We start from the raw sequence: 15,182 nt of genomic DNA on the forward strand, positions 1-15,182 counted from the left end.
CGTGTGTCCGGAAGTTGCCGATAACTTTGCGGGATCGCCGCGCGCTTCAGCTTGAGCTCATAAACCCGCCGGGGGATGACTGGCGATGAATGTCGCGATTCTACACGGCTGGCGTCAGGAGGGAATGCCGGGAAACGCTGATCCGGCGTCGGTGGCGCGAGCGGGATGACGACCGGCGTGTATCAACTCGCGTTCAGCGCCAGATTGCGCTGCATGATCAGCGCGTTCAGACCCAGACCTGCGGCGCTCAGGACCAGGAAACACAAGGCGAGCGCCGTGGTGAGGTCTTCCGAAGCGAGATTGATCACCACACTGATCACGCCGCCGCAGAAGAAGATCATCACGCCGCCGACCGATGAGGACGTACCGGCATCCTGTGGATAAAGGGTCATGGCTTTGGAATTGGCGATAGGCCGGGCAATGGTGGTGCCGGCCGTGCAAATGAGCATGGGGATCAGCACCGCCGCGGCAGTGAGCCCGAACTGATTGGCCAGCCACAGCATGACCAGCCCCGACAGGGCGATCAGCCCGAGGCCGATCACGATCTGCGAGTTGGCCGGCAGGCGCCGATGCAGCGCGCTGGCGACTATCCCGCCGAACACATAAGCCACGCCATACAGCAACAATGTCCAGGCGAATTCGTAGGGCGTGAGTGCCAGGCGCTCCATGAAAATGATCGGCGACATGACGATGAATGAAAAATGGCAGGCGAAGGCCAGGCCGGAAATAAGCCAGTAGCCCATGAAGCGTACGTCGGCACACAGCCGCCAATAGGCACTGAAAAAGCGAGCGGGCGGCGCCGTATGACTGCGCGGCGTTTCCTTGAGCAAGACGCCAGCCTTTATCCAGACAATGGCGGCCAACGCGATAAAGACATAGAAGCTGCCGTCCCAGCCCAGATGCATTTGCAGCCAGGTTCCGAGCAGCGGCGATATGGAAATGAACACCCCGCCGCCGGTCGTCATCCAGATCCTGATTCGCTCCTGTTCTTTGCCGACGAACAAATCCTGAATCAAGGCCTGCGACAGCACAAAGGAACCGCAACCCACGGCCTGAATGACGCGAAACACCAGGAACCCGCTGTATTCGCTGGAAAGCAGGCAACCGGTCGCGCCGACCATCGAGATGGCGATACCGGCCAGTAACAGGGTCTTGCGCCCCCACAAATCCGATAGCGGTCCGACCAGCACCACGGAGAGCCCAAGGCCAATGGCGAACAAGCTGACCGAAAGGGCAATGTCGGACGCGGAGGTACGGAAGTAGTCAGAGAGTGCGGGAAAAGAGGGGAGTACGACGTCCAGCGGGAAAACACCCAGCAGCGTCATCGTCATCAATAGCAGGATGAGCGAGGATTTTTTCGCGGTGTGCGTGGAAGGGTTCATCAACAACGCTCTCGATCCGTGAGGGGTGGCCGAGAGTTGACCTGATGGACATGGAAGTCAATGCAGGAGGTGTAGGACTGTTCCGAATCTATTGCGGGAGCGAGCTGACTCGCTCCCGCAATCAGGCAGCGATTAGCTGTTTGGCAGCAACCGGCAAGTAATGCTCTTGATGTAGCGCGTTTCAGCAATCGCCGGGTGCACCGGATGATCCGGACCCTGGCCGCCGCGTTCCAGCATCTGGATGTTGCGATCCAGGTGACGGGCGCTGGTCAGCAGGATGTTTTGCAGATCGTCTTCCGGCAGGTGCATCGAGCAGGATGCGCTGACCAGGATGCCGTCTTTGCTGAGCAGGCGCATGGCTTGCTCGTTCAGGCGACGGTAGGCGCCTTCACCGTTTTTCATGTCTTTCTTGCGTTTGATGAACGCCGGCGGGTCGGCCACGATCACGTCGAAACGTTCTTCGCTGGCTTTTAGCTCTTTCAGGGCTTCGAAGACGTCGCCTTCGATGCAGGTCATTTTTTCGGCGACACCGTTCAGCGCTGCGTTGCGCTCGACGCCGTCGAGGGCGAAGGCCGAAGCGTCGACGCAGAACACTTCACTGGCGCCGAACGCGGCCGCTTGCACGCCCCAGCCACCGATGTAGCTATAAAGGTCGAGCACGCGTTTGCCTTTGGCGTATGGGGCCAGGCGTGCGCGGTTCATGCGGTGGTCGTAGAACCAGCCGGTTTTCTGGCCCTGGATGACCGGCGCTTCGAATTTCACGCCGTTCTCTTCCAGCGCCACCCACTCTGGCACCAGGCCGAACACGGTCTCGACGTAGCGATTGAGGCCTTCGGCATCGCGAGCCGCAGAGTCGTTCTTGAACAGAATGCCGCTTGGCTTGAGCACTTGGGTCAACGCTGCGATCACGTTGTCTTTATGCGCTTCCATAGTCGCCGAAGCGATCTGCACCACGAGGATGTCGCCGAAACGGTCGACCACCAGGCCTGGCAGCAGGTCGGAATCGCCGTAGACCAGGCGATAAAACGGCTTGTCGAACAGGCGGTCACGCAGGGACAGGGCGACGTTCAGGCGATGCACCAGCAGCGATTTGTCCAGCGGCAACTTGATGTCGCGCGACAGCAGGCGGGCGCAGATCAGGTTGTTCGGGCTCATGGCAACGATGCCCAGCGGCTTGCCGCCGGCAGCTTCGAGGATCGCCTGGTCGCCGGCCTTGAAGCCGTGCAAAGGGGTCGCCGCTACATCGATTTCGTTGCTGTAGACCCACAAGTGACCGTTTCGCAGGCGACGGTCGGCGTTGGCTTTGAGGCGCAGGCTAGGCAGGGACATGACGTCGCTCCGGAAAAAAGAGCGGGAGTATAGCGTGTTGAGGGTGGTGGCGGGCCGGGTGGGCGATGAAACGCTGATGACGCCTTCGCCGGCAAGCCAGCGCCTCCAGGTCCACGTGATCCTGTAAACATTTGTATGAAACTTTGTCCGATCAGTCAGCCAGTGTGTCGGATCCAACTTTATAAAGGTTAGAATCGGCGCCTGTCCCAGAGTGTGTACTTATGTCCCAAGAGCTGACCACCGAACAGATCCAACAGTCCCTGCAAGGCATCAGCGTGCCGGCCCAGCCGCAGATCATGGTGGATCTGCAGATGGAGCAGTACATGCCCGACCCGGATCTGGAGGTGATCGCCAAGCTGATCTCCCAGGACCCTGGCCTCTCTGGTTCCCTGCTGAAAATCGTCAACTCGCCGTATTACGGCTTGAGCAACAAGATCGCTTCGATCCAGCGTGCGGTGAATCTGCTGGGCAGCCGTTCGATCATCAACCTGATCAACGCACAGTCGATCAAGGGTGAAATGAACGATGACACCATCGTCACCCTGAACCGTTTCTGGGACACCGCGCAGGATGTGGCGATGACCTGCCTGACCCTGGCCAAGCGCATCGGCGTCCAGGCGGGGGATGAAGCGTACGCCTTGGGCCTGTTCCACGACTGCGGCGTGCCGCTGATGTTGCAGCGCTTCCCTGACTACATGACGACACTCGAAGTGGCCTACGCCAACGCGAGCGCTGAATGCCGGGTGGTGGACACCGAGAATCGGGTGTTCAATACCAACCATGCGGTGGTGGGTTATTACACGGCGAAATCCTGGCGCCTGCCGGAGCACGTGAGCACCGCCATTGCCAACCACCACAACGCGCTGGCGATTTTCAGCGATGAGTCATCGCGCAACAGCCCGCTGAAAAACCTGTTGGCGATTCTGAAAATGGCCGAGCACATTTGTGCGTCCTACCGGGTACTGGGCAACCAGAACGAGGACCACGAATGGAACACCATCGCGCCGCTGGTGCTCGATTACGTCGGCCTCTCGGACTATGACTTCGAAACCCTCAAACAAACGATTCGCGACCTCGGCACTCACCGCTGAGTATCGTCAGAGCCTGATTCGAGTGCGCCATGCCTGAACTGCCAGAAGTCGAAACCACCCGCCGCGGAATTGCGCCTCACCTGGAAGGCCAGCGCGTCAGCCGGGTGATCGTGCGTGACCGTCGCCTGCGCTGGCCGATCCCCGAAGACCTAGATGTGCGTCTCTCCGGCCAGCGTATCGTGCTGGTGGAACGGCGCGCCAAGTACTTGCTGATCAACGCCGAAGTCGGCACGTTGATCAGCCATCTGGGCATGTCGGGCAATCTGCGTCTGGTGGAAGTCGGCATGCCGGCCGCCAAGCATGAGCATGTGGATATCGAGCTGGAGTCGGGCCTGGCATTGCGCTATACGGACCCGCGACGCTTTGGCGCGATGCTCTGGAGCCTCGATCCGCTCAACCACGAATTGCTGATTCGCCTGGGCCCGGAGCCGTTGACCGATCTGTTCGACGGTGAGCGCTTGTTCCAGCAATCCCGCAGGCGTTCGATGGCGGTCAAACCATTCATCATGGACAACGCGGTGGTGGTCGGCGTGGGCAATATCTACGCGACCGAAGCGCTGTTTGCGGCCGGGATCGATCCGCGTCGTGAGGCCAAGAGTATTTCCCGGGCACGCTATCTGAAATTGGCGATCGAGATCAAACGCATCCTGGCCGCCGCCATCGAGCGCGGCGGTACGACGTTGCGCGACTTTATCGGTGGCGATGGTCAGCCCGGTTATTTTCAGCAGGAATTGTTCGTGTACGGCCGTGGCAGTCAACCGTGCAAGGTCTGCGCAACAGAGCTGCGGGAAGTCAAACTCGGGCAGCGCGCCAGCGTCTTTTGCCCGCGCTGTCAGAGCTGATGCTCCTACGGTCTATAGTCAGTGTTCTCACTGCCTAGTCGAAGGACCGTGCCATGAACCTGTTTCGAACCCTTGCCGTCGTTTTGCTGCTGAGTGTCGGTGCGCCAGCGCTGGCAGCAAGTACCGGCAGCGGCGATCCGCGCTACACCATCCAGAATCCCCCCGCGTACGCCATGCTCGGCGACTTGCTGATTGCCCGACCCTTGCTGGTCGTGGCAACGGTGATCGGCGCGGGGGCGTTTGTGGTGTCGTTGCCGTTTACCGCGTTGGGCGGCAATGTCGGCGATGCAGGGCAGGCGTTGGTGGTTGACCCGGCGAAAGCAGCGTTCGTGCGGTGTCTGGGGTGTATCGGGGAGGGGTTTGAGCAGCGGGAGTGATCAGTCAGGTCTTCGGTGTGGCTGATGGCCTCTTCGCGAGCAAGCCCGCTCCCACAGGGGAGCGCGCAATACCTGTGGGAGCGGGCTTGCGCGCGATGGCGTCAGGACAGACACCGCACATTCAAGCCTTGCCGGTAATCACCCGATACTTCGCCATCAACTGCTCTTCAGTCTCCGGATGTGCCTCGTCCAATGGAATGCAATCCACCGGGCACACCTGCTGGCACTGAGGTTCGTCATAGTGGCCGACACACTGGGTGCACAGGTTCGGGTCGATCACGTAGATCTCTTCACCCTGGGAAATGGCGGCGTTCGGGCACTCGGGTTCGCAGACGTCGCAGTTGATGCAATCGTCGGTGATGATCAGGGACATGCTAACTCCAGCCGGGGCGGCAGGCCCGGGCGCTAAAAACCAATGCGCGCAATTGTGCCGCATTGGAGCTGTAGGAGCCAGCTTGCTGGCGATGGACGGGAGCGCGCCGCGTTCATTCAGGTAGCCCTCGCCACCGTTAACGTCCATCGTCGGAGCGCCGCCCGCAGCAAGCTGGCTCCTACAGGTTTATTTCTTGAAGCGTTCGGTCAGGGCGTCCGCCACCGCAGGGTGGACGAACTTGGTGATATCGCCACCCAGGGCCGCGATTTCACGGACCAGCGTCGAGGAGATGAACGAATAACGCTCGGACGGCGTAAGAAACAGGCTTTCCACATCCGGCGCCAGCTGACGGTTCATGTTGGCCAGCTGAAATTCGTATTCAAAGTCCGAGACCGCGCGCAAACCACGCAGGAACACGTTGGCGTTCTTCTCTTTGGCGAAGTGTGCCAACAGCGTCGAGAAACCGACGACTTCAACGTTCGGCAGATGTTTAGTGACCTCGCGGGCCAGCTCCACACGCTGTTCCAGGGGAAACAACGGGTTTTTCTTCGGGCTGGCGGCGACGGCGATGATCACATGATCGAACAGGCGCGCGGCGCGTTCGACCAAGTCGCCATGGCCCTTGGTAATAGGGTCGAAGGTACCTGGGTACAACACTCGGTTCATCGCGTCGTCCTGGCGGGAGTCCGTTGGGGAGTCGGATGGTATCGCAGCCTTCCCGGTCGGCCAAGTCGCCTTTTGGGTAAGAAAGCACTATAGACGATGGGAATATTCGCTCTTTTCATGGGTTTTTCAAACGTTCGGCCAGCGAAGTCGCCAGTTGCGCCGTCAGCCCGTAGACCGATAATTGCGGGTTTGCGCCAATGCTGGTGGGGAACAGCGAGCCGTCGTGGATCGACAGGTTGCTCAGTTGATGATGCCGGCCAAGGCTGTCGGTCACGGCGTTTTTCGGGTCTTCGCCCATGGCGCAACCGCCCATCACATGGGCACTGCCCAGGCGGGTGCGATACAACTCAAGGCTCAGGCCGTCGATCAGCGTGCGTGCTTCAGCCAGGGTTTTCACATAGTGCGCATCGGCGTGCATCGGCATCACGGCGTTGGCGCCACCGGCGAACTGGATTTCGGCCATGCTGTGGAAAGCGCGGCGCAAACCGTCCCAAGCGTAGGGTGAAACCTGATAATCGAGCACCGGCGTATTGTCACCGCGCAACTCGACACTGCCGCCGGGGCTGTCCGGGTGAAAGCCATCGCGCAGCAACGCCAGCATGGCGTGGGTATGCGGCAGGTTTTCCATGTGTCGGGCGCTTTCCTGGCCGAAACCACCGAGCAATGTTGCCGCCAAGGCCGGTTGCAGCGGCGGGACTTCGAGCTTGTAGGACATCTTGCCGGTCGTGCCGTCCTGCCATTGAAAATGGTCGGAATAGATCGATTGCGGTGCGCCGTAGAACGGGTTGATCACTTCGTCGAACAGCCCGGCGGACATGTTCACCAAATGCAGGAACGTGCGTTTGCCCAAACGTTTGTGCGGATCGGGCGCGTCGGAGCGCAACAGCAGCGCGGGGCTGTTGATCCCGCCGCCAGCCAGTACGTAATGCCGCGCCTTGACCGTGATCGTCTTGCCTGTGGGGGCGACGCAACGGTCATCCATCGCCACGCACTGCAGGCCCGTGACCTTGCCATCCTTGATCATCAGTTTCTCGGCGCGGGCCAGGTAAATCAGTTCGCCACCCTTTTCCAAGGTCGCTGGAATGGTCGTGACCATCATCGACTGTTTGGCGTTGGTCGGGCAGCCCATGCCGCAGTAGCCGAGATTCCAGCAACCGCGCACGTTGCGCGGGATCACGTGCCAGCTATAACCAAGCTGCTCGCAGCCCTTGCGGATCACGTCATTGTTGGCGTTGGGCGGAACCCTCCAGGGCGCGACGCCGAGACGCTGCTCCATTTTCTCGAACCATGGCGCCATCTCGGCCGGGCTGTGGCCTTTGACGTCGTGCTCCCTGGCCCAGTGTTCGAGCGTCGGCTCTGGGGTGCGGAAACTCGAAGTCCAGTTGATCAGCGTGGTGCCGCCCACCGCGCGGCCCTGAAGGATAGTGATCGCGCCGTCCTTGCTCATGCGGCCGATGCCTTCCTGATAGAGGCTGGTGTAGGCCTGGTCTTCAAGCATTTTGAAGTCGCTGCTGGTTTTGAGCGGACCTTCTTCGATCAGCAACACCTTGTAGCCGGCGGCGCTGAGGATTTCCGCGGTAGTACCGCCGCCCGCGCCGCTGCCGATGATCGCCACGTCCGCTTCGAGGGTCAGGTCCTGGGTCAGTTGCGAGCCGTTGTGGGTTTTCCAGCCACGGGCCATGCCTTCGCGGAACGGATCGGGTACGGGCATCTTTGGGTTCTCTTATTGTTTTTCGATTCTGTGGTGAAGCGGCTGACGCCTTCGCGGGCAAGCCCGCTCCCACAGGATTTAAGGTGGGCCACCCTTTTGTGAACGACTCGAACTCTGTGGGCTTGCCCGCGATTGGGTCGACCGGGTCTCAAACCGTTGGCGGCCCCGGATACCCGCAATGCGCCCACGATTCCGCGCGGCTGTACCACGCCATCATCACCAGTTGCAGCAGCGAACTGTGGCCCATGCGCAACAGGCTCAACGAACTGTTTTCCCAGCGTTCAAGAAAATGCCGAATCTCATCGGCACTGGCGTTCTCCCAACTGCCCCAAATCCCGGTCAACGGCCCGCGCGTCACGGCCATCCCCAGCACGTCGAACAATTGTCGGGTCAGCTTGAGCATTTCCGGCGACAGGTAATTCAGGCTGTGATCCAGGCCGCGCAGGGTCTGGTCGAGCGCCATCGGCATTTTCCCGGCGACCACGGCGCCATCGAGCATCACCGGAATCAGCGCCCGCAAAAACAGCAGATCGCCGCTGCGCAGCATCGCGAAACCGCTGGCCGGGAGGCTCGACGAACACCCGCTGAGGCTCGCGCCGAGTCCGGCGGTGGCCAGAAACGCACTCGCGCCGAGGCTGAATTTAAGCAAGCCGCGCCGTGACAGCGCGGGTGTATCGGACAGGCCTGGGCTCATTATTGTTATTACCCGACGGTGACGGTCGTTAGCGGATAAACAGCTTCTGGATCAGCTTCTGAATGGATTTGCCGTACGGCGGGTAGATCAATTTCGCCGCGTTGAAACGCTGTTTGATCAGCACACCCTTGGCCTTGCTGAACGTCAGGAAACCTTCGTGGCCGTGGTAATGGCCCATGCCCGAAGCGCCGATGCCGCCGAAGGGCATGTCGTCCTGCGCGACGTGCAGCAACGTGTCGTTCAGGCACACACCTCCGGAATGGGTTTCATGCAGGACGCGGTTTTGTTCGCGCTTGTCGTAGCCGAAGTAATACAGCGCCAGCGGACGAGGGCGTTGATTGACGTAGGCAAACGCCTCATCCAGATCCTTGTACGGAACGATCGGCAGCAGCGGACCGAAGATTTCGTCCTGCATCACCATCATCTCGTCAGTGACGTTGAGCAGCAGACTATGGCTCATGCGCCGGCCTTGGCCCTGGTCGAACAGCGGAATCAGCAGCGCACCTTTGCTGGTGGCATCGCTGATGTAGCCGTTGAGCCGGGCCAGTTGCCGGTCATTGATGATCGCGGTGTAGTCCGGGTTGTCAGCCAGTGTCGGATAAAACCCGCGAACCGCCTGACGGTAGGCTTCGACGAAAGAGCCCACGCGATCCTCCGGCACCAGCACGTAGTCCGGGGCGACGCAGGTTTGCCCGGCGTTGAGCGTCTTGCCGAACGCAATGCGTTCGGCAGCATCCTTCAACGGCACATCGCGAGAGACGATGGCTGGGGACTTGCCGCCCAGTTCCAGCGTCACCGGCGTCAGGTTTTCGGCCGCTGCGCGCATCACATGTTTGCCGATGCTGGTGGCGCCGGTGAACAGCAGGTGATCGAAACGCAAGCGGGAGAACGCTACGCCGATATCAGCCTCGCCGAGCACCACGCAAACCAGGTCTTCGGGAAAGATCCGGCCGAGCAACTCCTTGAGCAGCAGGCCGGTGGCGGGGGTCGACTCGCTGAGTTTGAGCATCACCCGATTGCCCGCCGACAATGCGCCAACCAACGGCCCGACGGCCAGATAAAGCGGGTAGTTCCACGGCACGATCACCCCGACCACGCCCAACGGTTGATAAACCACTTTGGCCGAGGCCGGCTGAAAGGCCATGCCGACCTTGCGCCGCGAAGGTTTCATCCAGCCATTGAGGTGTTGGCTGGCGTAATGAATGCCATGCAGGCTGGGCATCAGTTCCGCGAGCAAGGTTTCATCGGCGCTGCGGTGGCTGAAGTCCTGGCTGATCGCATCGATCAGGGCCTGACGTTCATTGCTCAGCAAATCGCGCAAGGCTTTGAGCCATTGCTGGCGCTGGGCGGCGGGCGGCATCGGGTTGGCGGCATAGGCTGCGCGCTGGGCGTCGAACCGGGTTTGAAGTTCCTCCAGGGGCTGCTGCAGGTTCTGCAGATAGGCGATGTCAGCAGTCATGGTCGGCTCCGGATTTTATTGTAATGAAGAGCTTTTTAGAGTCTATGCTCTATAAAGTCAAATGCCATCCTGGCATCGTGTTGTTTTATCCACTCGCGGTTAGGCCGTAAGATGCCCCTCAACGCACTCTGAATTAAAGCTCAAGCCATGGCCCCTCGGATCAAAACCAGCGAGCGCATCGTGCAGAACAGCCTGGAGCTGTTCAACCAGCAGGGCGAGCGCAGCATCAGCACCAACCACATTGCTGCCCACATGGAGATTTCTCCGGGCAACCTGTACTACCACTTCCCCAACAAGCAGGCGATCATCGCCGTGTTGTTCAGTGAGTACGAAAGCCTGGTGGACAGCTTCCTGCGCCCGCCCCAGGGGCGCGCCTCGACGGTTGAGGACAAGCGCTTCTACCTTCAGGAGTTGCTGGCGGCGATGTGGCGCTACCGGTTTTTGCACCGTGATCTGGAGCACTTGCTCGACAGCGATCCGGAACTGGCCGCCCGTTATCGGCGCTTTTCCCAGCGCTGCCTGATCCATGGCACGCACATCTACGCCGCCTTCGTCGACGCGGGCATCCTGCAAATGGACAAGGTGCAGATTGAATCCCTGACGCTCAATGCGTGGATCATCCTCACGTCCTGGGTGCGTTTTCTGTGCACCACGCGGGAAAACTCCAATCATCTGAGCGAGCAGGCGATTAAAAGAGGCGTGTATCAGGTGCTGGTGCTGGAGGCCGGCTTCGTCACCGATCAGTCTCGCGATGCGGTGAACGCGCTGTGCGAGGAGTATTACGTGCCGCTGGCCCAGGCGTTGGAAGAAGTGCAGTAGGATTCAAAATCGACACCCCCACAGGAGCCCGTTATGCCCATTGCGCAACTGATCAGCCCGCAAGCACTGGACCTGAAAAAGGACCCGCCGGGGTTGGTGATTCTTGATTGTCGTTTTGCCCTCGATGACCCGGACTACGGCCAGCGCAGCTATGCCGAAGGGCATATCGCCGGGTCGAGCTTCGCCGATCTTGAACGTGATTTGAGCGGGCCGGTGGTCAAGGGGGTGACCGGGCGTCATCCGTTGCCGCAACCTGTGGACTTGATAGAACGCCTGCAAGCCTGGGGCATCAATGCCGACAGTGATGTGGTTTTGTACGACGACGGTCCCGGTGCCTACGCGGCGCGGGCGTGGTGGTTGCTGGCCTGGCTGGGCAAGCGTGACGGCGTGTTTATCCTCGATGGCGGGCTCAAGGCGTGGCACGCGGCGGGTTTGCCCTTGAGTCTTGATGCTTGCGGTGCTGAACGTGGCACCTTCACGGGAAGCCCGGACAATGCGCTGTTGTTGAGCGCCGAACAGCTTCAGCAGCGTCTCGGCCGGCCCGATCTGACCTTGCTCGATGCGCGCGCCTTGCCGCGCTTCAAGGGCGAAGTGGAGCCGATCGACCCGATTGCCGGGCACATTCCCGGCGCGCAATGTGCGGCGTTCACCGACAACCTGGGGAGCGACGGGCGTTTTCTGCCGGCCGATCAGCTCAAGCAGCGGTTTGCCGCGAAACTCGGCAATCGTTCACCGACCGATCTGGTGGCGTATTGCGGTTCCGGCGTGACGGCGTGCCATAACCTGTTTGCGTTGTGCCTGGCGGGCTATCCATTGGGATCGTTGTATGCCGGGTCGTGGAGCGAATGGATCAACGAGCCTGCGCGGGGCGTCGCCACCGGCGAATAAACGCCCATCCCCTGTAGGAGCAAGCCGGCTCCTACAGTAATGCTCTGCGATACGCCCCCGGCCCCACCCCGTAAACCTGCTTGAACTGTCGACTCAGATGACTCTGGTCGGCAAACCCCAATTGCGTCGCTACCTCCAACGGCAAACAGCCTTTCTGCAATAACGCCCGCGCCCGAGCGATGCGCTGCTGCATCAACCAGGTGTGCGGTGGCATGCCCGTAGCGCTGCGAAACACCCGGGCGAAGTGAAAGGGCGACAGGTTGACCACTGCCGCGAGTTCCTCCAGCGATGGCGGTGCCGCCAATTGCGTTTGCAGCAGTTCCTTGGCCTGCGTCACCGCGCGGTGTTCCTTGCCGGGTTTTCCGGCGTCCGGAACGGAGGCGTGACGTTGCAGCAGCGACAACATCATCTCTCGCCAGGCTGTCTGCTGTTGCAGGGCGGTGGACGGCGTTTCGAGCAGACGATGCAGTTGGCAGAAGCCCTTCACCAGATCCGGATCGCGATACAGCGTGGCGCCAAATGCCGGCCAGTCGTGGGTCGGCAGTTCCAGCTCATCGAGCAGCGACAGAATCTTCCCGCTATCGGGGTAAAACGCCCGGTACAACCAACCGTCTTCCGTGCCTTTGTGCCCGGTGTGCAACTCGTCGGGGTTGATCAACACAAGCGTGCCGCTGCCCGCCAGGTGTTCGGCACCGCGATAGCGATACCGCTGGGCACCGGCCATGATCATCCCGATCACGTACCCGTCATGCACATGCGGGGCGAAACGGTGTTCGATGTAGCGCGCGGACAACAACTCGACCCCGGCCAGCGGCGTTGTTTGCCAGAAACGGATCGATTCGCCCTGATCGGTGTTCATCGGCTTACCCGCGACCCACGGTGGTCAGCCACTGCGGGATGCGCCGTTCCAGGTAGTAACCCGGCTGCCGGAACGAGCCATCGACGAAGCCGACATGCCCACCCTTGGCCTGCAATTCGAGTTGAGTGCAGGCAGACAGCTCCTCGGTTTGCGGCAGGCTGTGAGGAAATACGAAGGGGTCGTCGGCGGCCTGAATGATCAGCGTCGGCGTGCGAATCTCGCCCAGAAAGTAACGGCTCGAGGCGCGGCGATAGTAATCCTGCGCATCGGTGAAACCGTGCAACGGCGCGGTCACCCGGCCATCGAAATCCCAGAAGGTGCGCATGTTTTCCAGCGAGCCCAGCGCGGCCAATTCCGCCAGGCCATCTGTGCGCCCGTCATGCTGGAACTGTCGCTGTTTATTCTTGATGTAGCCCACCATCTCGCGCATGAAGTGCGCCTGGTAGACCTTCGAGAAACCTTGGCCGATACGGTCGGCGCACTGATCGAGGCGAAACGGCACCGACACCGCGACGGCACCGAGCAAGCCACTGTCGCTGCCGGTCTCGCCCAAGTGTTTGAGCAAAACGTTGCCGCCGAGGGAATAGCCGACCGCATACAGCGGCGCAAGTGGACGTTTGGCGCGCAGGTGCTTGACGGTTTCGGCCAAATCTTCGCTGGCGCCGGAATGGTAACTGCGCGGCAACAGATTCGGCTCGCCGGAGCAGCCACGCCAGTTCAGCGCAACGCTGGCCCAGCCTTGGGCGCCCAAGGCTTTTTGCACGCCGGCCACGTAAGGCGAATTGGAAGACCCGGTCAGGCCGTGCAACACCAGCACCAGCGGTGCATCGGCGCTGTGCGGACCGTGCCAGTCGAGGTCAAGAAAGTCGCCATCCTCGAGCCACAAGCGTTCGCGCTCGCGTTCGATGTGCGTGGTTTTGCGCCACAGCGGTCCCCACAAAGTTTGCAGGTGCGGGTTGCCGAGGCCGAAGGCAGGGGTGAAGCGTTCTGACGGAGGGGACACGATTGCTCTCGATGCAGCGGTGCGCAACCTGTGCACACCTTTTCAGGCCGGTCGGTTTACCGGCGATCTCTGACATACGTTGCCACAACGCGTCGTAGATGCGCCCGGATTTCTGCATTCCGATGCGGCGCAAGTCGCCTGACAGATTGAGTGATTACCTGGCAGGTTTGCCAGTAGGCTCCGGCAATGGCTTTTGCGGTACGGTCGGGCCTGTGCTGACGATGATTAATTTGTCCATGCTCAGGTGTTTGTTCAATGCGCTTTTGACTTGCTCTACGGTTAGGCGCTGAGACTGCAGCATGAAGTCGTCCAAGTGATTCAACGGCAGGTTGTAAAAGCCGATAGACGCCAGTTTCGAGACGATTTGTGCGTTGCTGGCAGTGGACTGCGGGAAGCTGCCCGCCAACTCGCGCTTGGCGTCATCAAGTTCTTTTTCGGTCGGGCCGGTTTCAAGGTAGTCGGCAAGCAGGTCCTGGACCAGTTTCAGCGTGCCTTCGCTCATTTCGGCGCGGGTCTGCAACTTGATCATGAACGGACCGCGCGCCTGCATCGGGGCGAAGGTCGAAACCACGCCGTACGTCAGGCCACGTTTCTCGCGCACTTCGCTCATCAGTCGAGTACCAAAGCCGCCGCCAAGGATCTGATTGCCCATGGACAGTGCCGCGTAGTCTGGATTGTCACGGTCGATGCCCAGTTGCGCGAGCATCAGAATGGTCTGTTTCGATGGGAATTCGATGTGGCTGATGCTGGCCTTGGGTTCCATCGGTTGCGGAATTTTCCCCAGGGCCTGGCCTTTGGGCAGGGTTGCGGATACCTGCGCGGCAATGGCTTCGGCTTCGGCACGGGACAAGTCGCCCACCAACGCGATCACCACGTTGCCGGCCGCGTAGGCTTTTTCGTGGAACGCGCGCAGCTGTGTCGGGGTGATGGACGGAATGGCGTGCGCCGTGCCATCGCTGGCGTGCGCGTACGGATGATCGCCATATAGGCGGTTCATCAACTCAAGGCTCGCCAGTTTGGCCGGCTCATGCTTCTGATCTTCGAAAGCGGCAAGGGTCTGATTGCGCAGGCGTGCGTGCGAATCGTCAGGGAAGGTCGGCTTGCCTGCGACTTCGGCGAAGAGCGTCAATGCCGGATCGCGTTTGTCCTTGGCACTGAGGCTGCGCAGGGAGACCTGCGCCGTATCCAGACCAGTGCCGGGGGCATACTGTGCGCCCAGGCTTTCGAAATCTTGGGCAATCGCGTTGGCATCCCTGCCGGCAACACCTTCGTTGAGCATCAAGTTTGTCAGCATGGCCAGACCCGGAGTGCCTCCATCCTGGCTGCTGCCGGCAGCGAAGGTCAGGCGCACGTCGAACATCGGTAGCCCTCGGGCTTCGGCGAACAATACTTTGGTGCCTTCGGCGGTGTTCCAAGTCTGAATATCAAGCGTGCGGTGACCTGGCGCCTGGCCGTCGAGTTCAGCCAGCGATTGCAGTCCTTGGTCGGAGTTTTCCTTGTCTGGTACTTTGCCGGCGCCGGACTCATCCCCATCCTCTGGCGCCGAACTTGTACCAGACCTGGGAGGCTACCACCGGTGCCCGATGATCCTCGCGCACAATGACCTTGAGGCCATTATCGAGTGTGAACTCGGTAGTTGAGCTGGAAGTTGTCTCGTTAGTTGATGCTTTCATTCCGTTAATAGTCCTT

The 15,182-nt window shown here is 60.6% G+C and carries 14 protein-coding genes and 2 pseudogenes; 5 read left to right on the top strand and 11 right to left on the bottom strand.

What is annotated here, in order from left to right; genetic code table 11:
• Window positions 1–182: 182 nt before the first annotated feature.
• Complete coding sequence (locus ACI77H_RS02270; protein ID WP_407010146.1) at window positions 183–1,382, bottom strand: MFS transporter; 1,200 nt, start codon at window positions 1,380–1,382, stop codon at window positions 183–185.
• Window positions 1,383–1,514: 132 nt separating this feature from the next.
• Window positions 1,515–2,711, bottom strand: a complete 1,197-nt coding sequence (locus tag ACI77H_RS02275; protein ID WP_407010147.1) for a class I SAM-dependent rRNA methyltransferase — start codon at window positions 2,709–2,711, stop codon at window positions 1,515–1,517.
• Window positions 2,712–2,986: 275 nt separating this feature from the next.
• Between ACI77H_RS02275 and ACI77H_RS02280 the strand changes: the two genes are divergently transcribed.
• The 3 genes from ACI77H_RS02280 to ACI77H_RS02290 are packed head-to-tail and all read left to right on the top strand — an operon-like array spanning window position 2,987 to window position 5,021.
• On the top strand, window positions 2,987–3,802 hold the full coding sequence (locus tag ACI77H_RS02280) for an HDOD domain-containing protein (protein ID WP_407010349.1): 816 nt from the start codon (window positions 2,987–2,989) through the stop codon (window positions 3,800–3,802).
• A gap of 29 nt (window positions 3,803–3,831) precedes the next feature.
• A complete protein-coding gene (mutM, locus tag ACI77H_RS02285; RefSeq protein WP_407010148.1) occupies window positions 3,832–4,644 on the top strand; it encodes a bifunctional DNA-formamidopyrimidine glycosylase/DNA-(apurinic or apyrimidinic site) lyase in 813 nt (270 codons plus the stop codon).
• A 53-nt stretch (window positions 4,645–4,697) separates the two neighbouring features.
• Entirely contained in the window at window positions 4,698–5,021 is a 324-nt protein-coding gene (locus ACI77H_RS02290) for a multidrug transporter (protein ID WP_407010149.1), read from the top strand.
• Window positions 5,022–5,142: 121 nt separating this feature from the next.
• Here the strand turns inward: ACI77H_RS02290 and ACI77H_RS02295 are convergent, their stop codons facing one another.
• The 5 genes from ACI77H_RS02295 to ACI77H_RS02315 all read right to left on the bottom strand — a co-directional run bounded on the left by ACI77H_RS02295 (window position 5,143) and on the right by ACI77H_RS02315 (window position 9,924).
• Complete coding sequence (locus ACI77H_RS02295) at window positions 5,143–5,394, bottom strand: YfhL family 4Fe-4S dicluster ferredoxin (RefSeq protein ID WP_048722619.1); 252 nt, start codon at window positions 5,392–5,394, stop codon at window positions 5,143–5,145.
• A gap of 186 nt (window positions 5,395–5,580) precedes the next feature.
• Window positions 5,581–6,060, bottom strand: coding sequence for a pantetheine-phosphate adenylyltransferase (gene coaD, locus ACI77H_RS02300; protein ID WP_007945531.1), 480 nt, complete (start codon window positions 6,058–6,060; stop codon window positions 5,581–5,583).
• Between the two features lie 115 nt (window positions 6,061–6,175).
• Complete coding sequence (locus ACI77H_RS02305) at window positions 6,176–7,771, bottom strand: GMC family oxidoreductase N-terminal domain-containing protein (protein WP_407010150.1); 1,596 nt, start codon at window positions 7,769–7,771, stop codon at window positions 6,176–6,178.
• Window positions 7,772–7,919: 148 nt separating this feature from the next.
• Complete coding sequence (locus tag ACI77H_RS02310; RefSeq protein WP_407010151.1) at window positions 7,920–8,465, bottom strand: twin-arginine translocation pathway signal protein; 546 nt, start codon at window positions 8,463–8,465, stop codon at window positions 7,920–7,922.
• A 28-nt stretch (window positions 8,466–8,493) separates the two neighbouring features.
• A complete protein-coding gene (locus tag ACI77H_RS02315) occupies window positions 8,494–9,924 on the bottom strand; it encodes a coniferyl aldehyde dehydrogenase (RefSeq protein ID WP_407010152.1) in 1,431 nt (476 codons plus the stop codon).
• Between the two features lie 147 nt (window positions 9,925–10,071).
• On the opposite strand from ACI77H_RS02315, the gene ACI77H_RS02320 reads away from it, so the two are divergent.
• Together ACI77H_RS02320 and ACI77H_RS02325 are read left to right on the top strand one after the other, a co-directional pair.
• A complete protein-coding gene (locus tag ACI77H_RS02320) occupies window positions 10,072–10,743 on the top strand; it encodes a TetR/AcrR family transcriptional regulator (RefSeq protein ID WP_150632758.1) in 672 nt (223 codons plus the stop codon).
• Window positions 10,744–10,776: 33 nt separating this feature from the next.
• A complete protein-coding gene (locus ACI77H_RS02325) occupies window positions 10,777–11,631 on the top strand; it encodes a sulfurtransferase (RefSeq protein ID WP_407010153.1) in 855 nt (284 codons plus the stop codon).
• Between the two features lie 31 nt (window positions 11,632–11,662).
• Here the strand turns inward: ACI77H_RS02325 and ACI77H_RS02330 are convergent, their stop codons facing one another.
• From ACI77H_RS02330 to ACI77H_RS02345, 4 genes and pseudogenes are all read right to left on the bottom strand, one after another.
• Window positions 11,663–12,490, bottom strand: a complete 828-nt coding sequence (locus ACI77H_RS02330; RefSeq protein ID WP_407010154.1) for an AraC family ligand binding domain-containing protein — start codon at window positions 12,488–12,490, stop codon at window positions 11,663–11,665.
• Between the two features lie 4 nt (window positions 12,491–12,494).
• Window positions 12,495–13,493, bottom strand: coding sequence for a hydrolase (locus ACI77H_RS02335; RefSeq protein ID WP_407010155.1), 999 nt, complete (start codon window positions 13,491–13,493; stop codon window positions 12,495–12,497).
• Window positions 13,494–13,647: 154 nt separating this feature from the next.
• Window positions 13,648–14,994, bottom strand: a pseudogene (locus ACI77H_RS02340) (M16 family metallopeptidase); the annotation flags it as partial.
• A 37-nt stretch (window positions 14,995–15,031) separates the two neighbouring features.
• Window positions 15,032–15,166 (bottom strand): annotated as a pseudogene (locus tag ACI77H_RS02345) (hypothetical protein); the annotation flags it as partial.
• Between the last annotated feature and the right edge of the window lie 16 nt (window positions 15,167–15,182).

The sequence above is a fragment of the Pseudomonas sp. O230 genome, from assembly GCF_045447035.1.
Taxonomy (GTDB): Bacteria; Pseudomonadota; Gammaproteobacteria; order Pseudomonadales; family Pseudomonadaceae; genus Aquipseudomonas.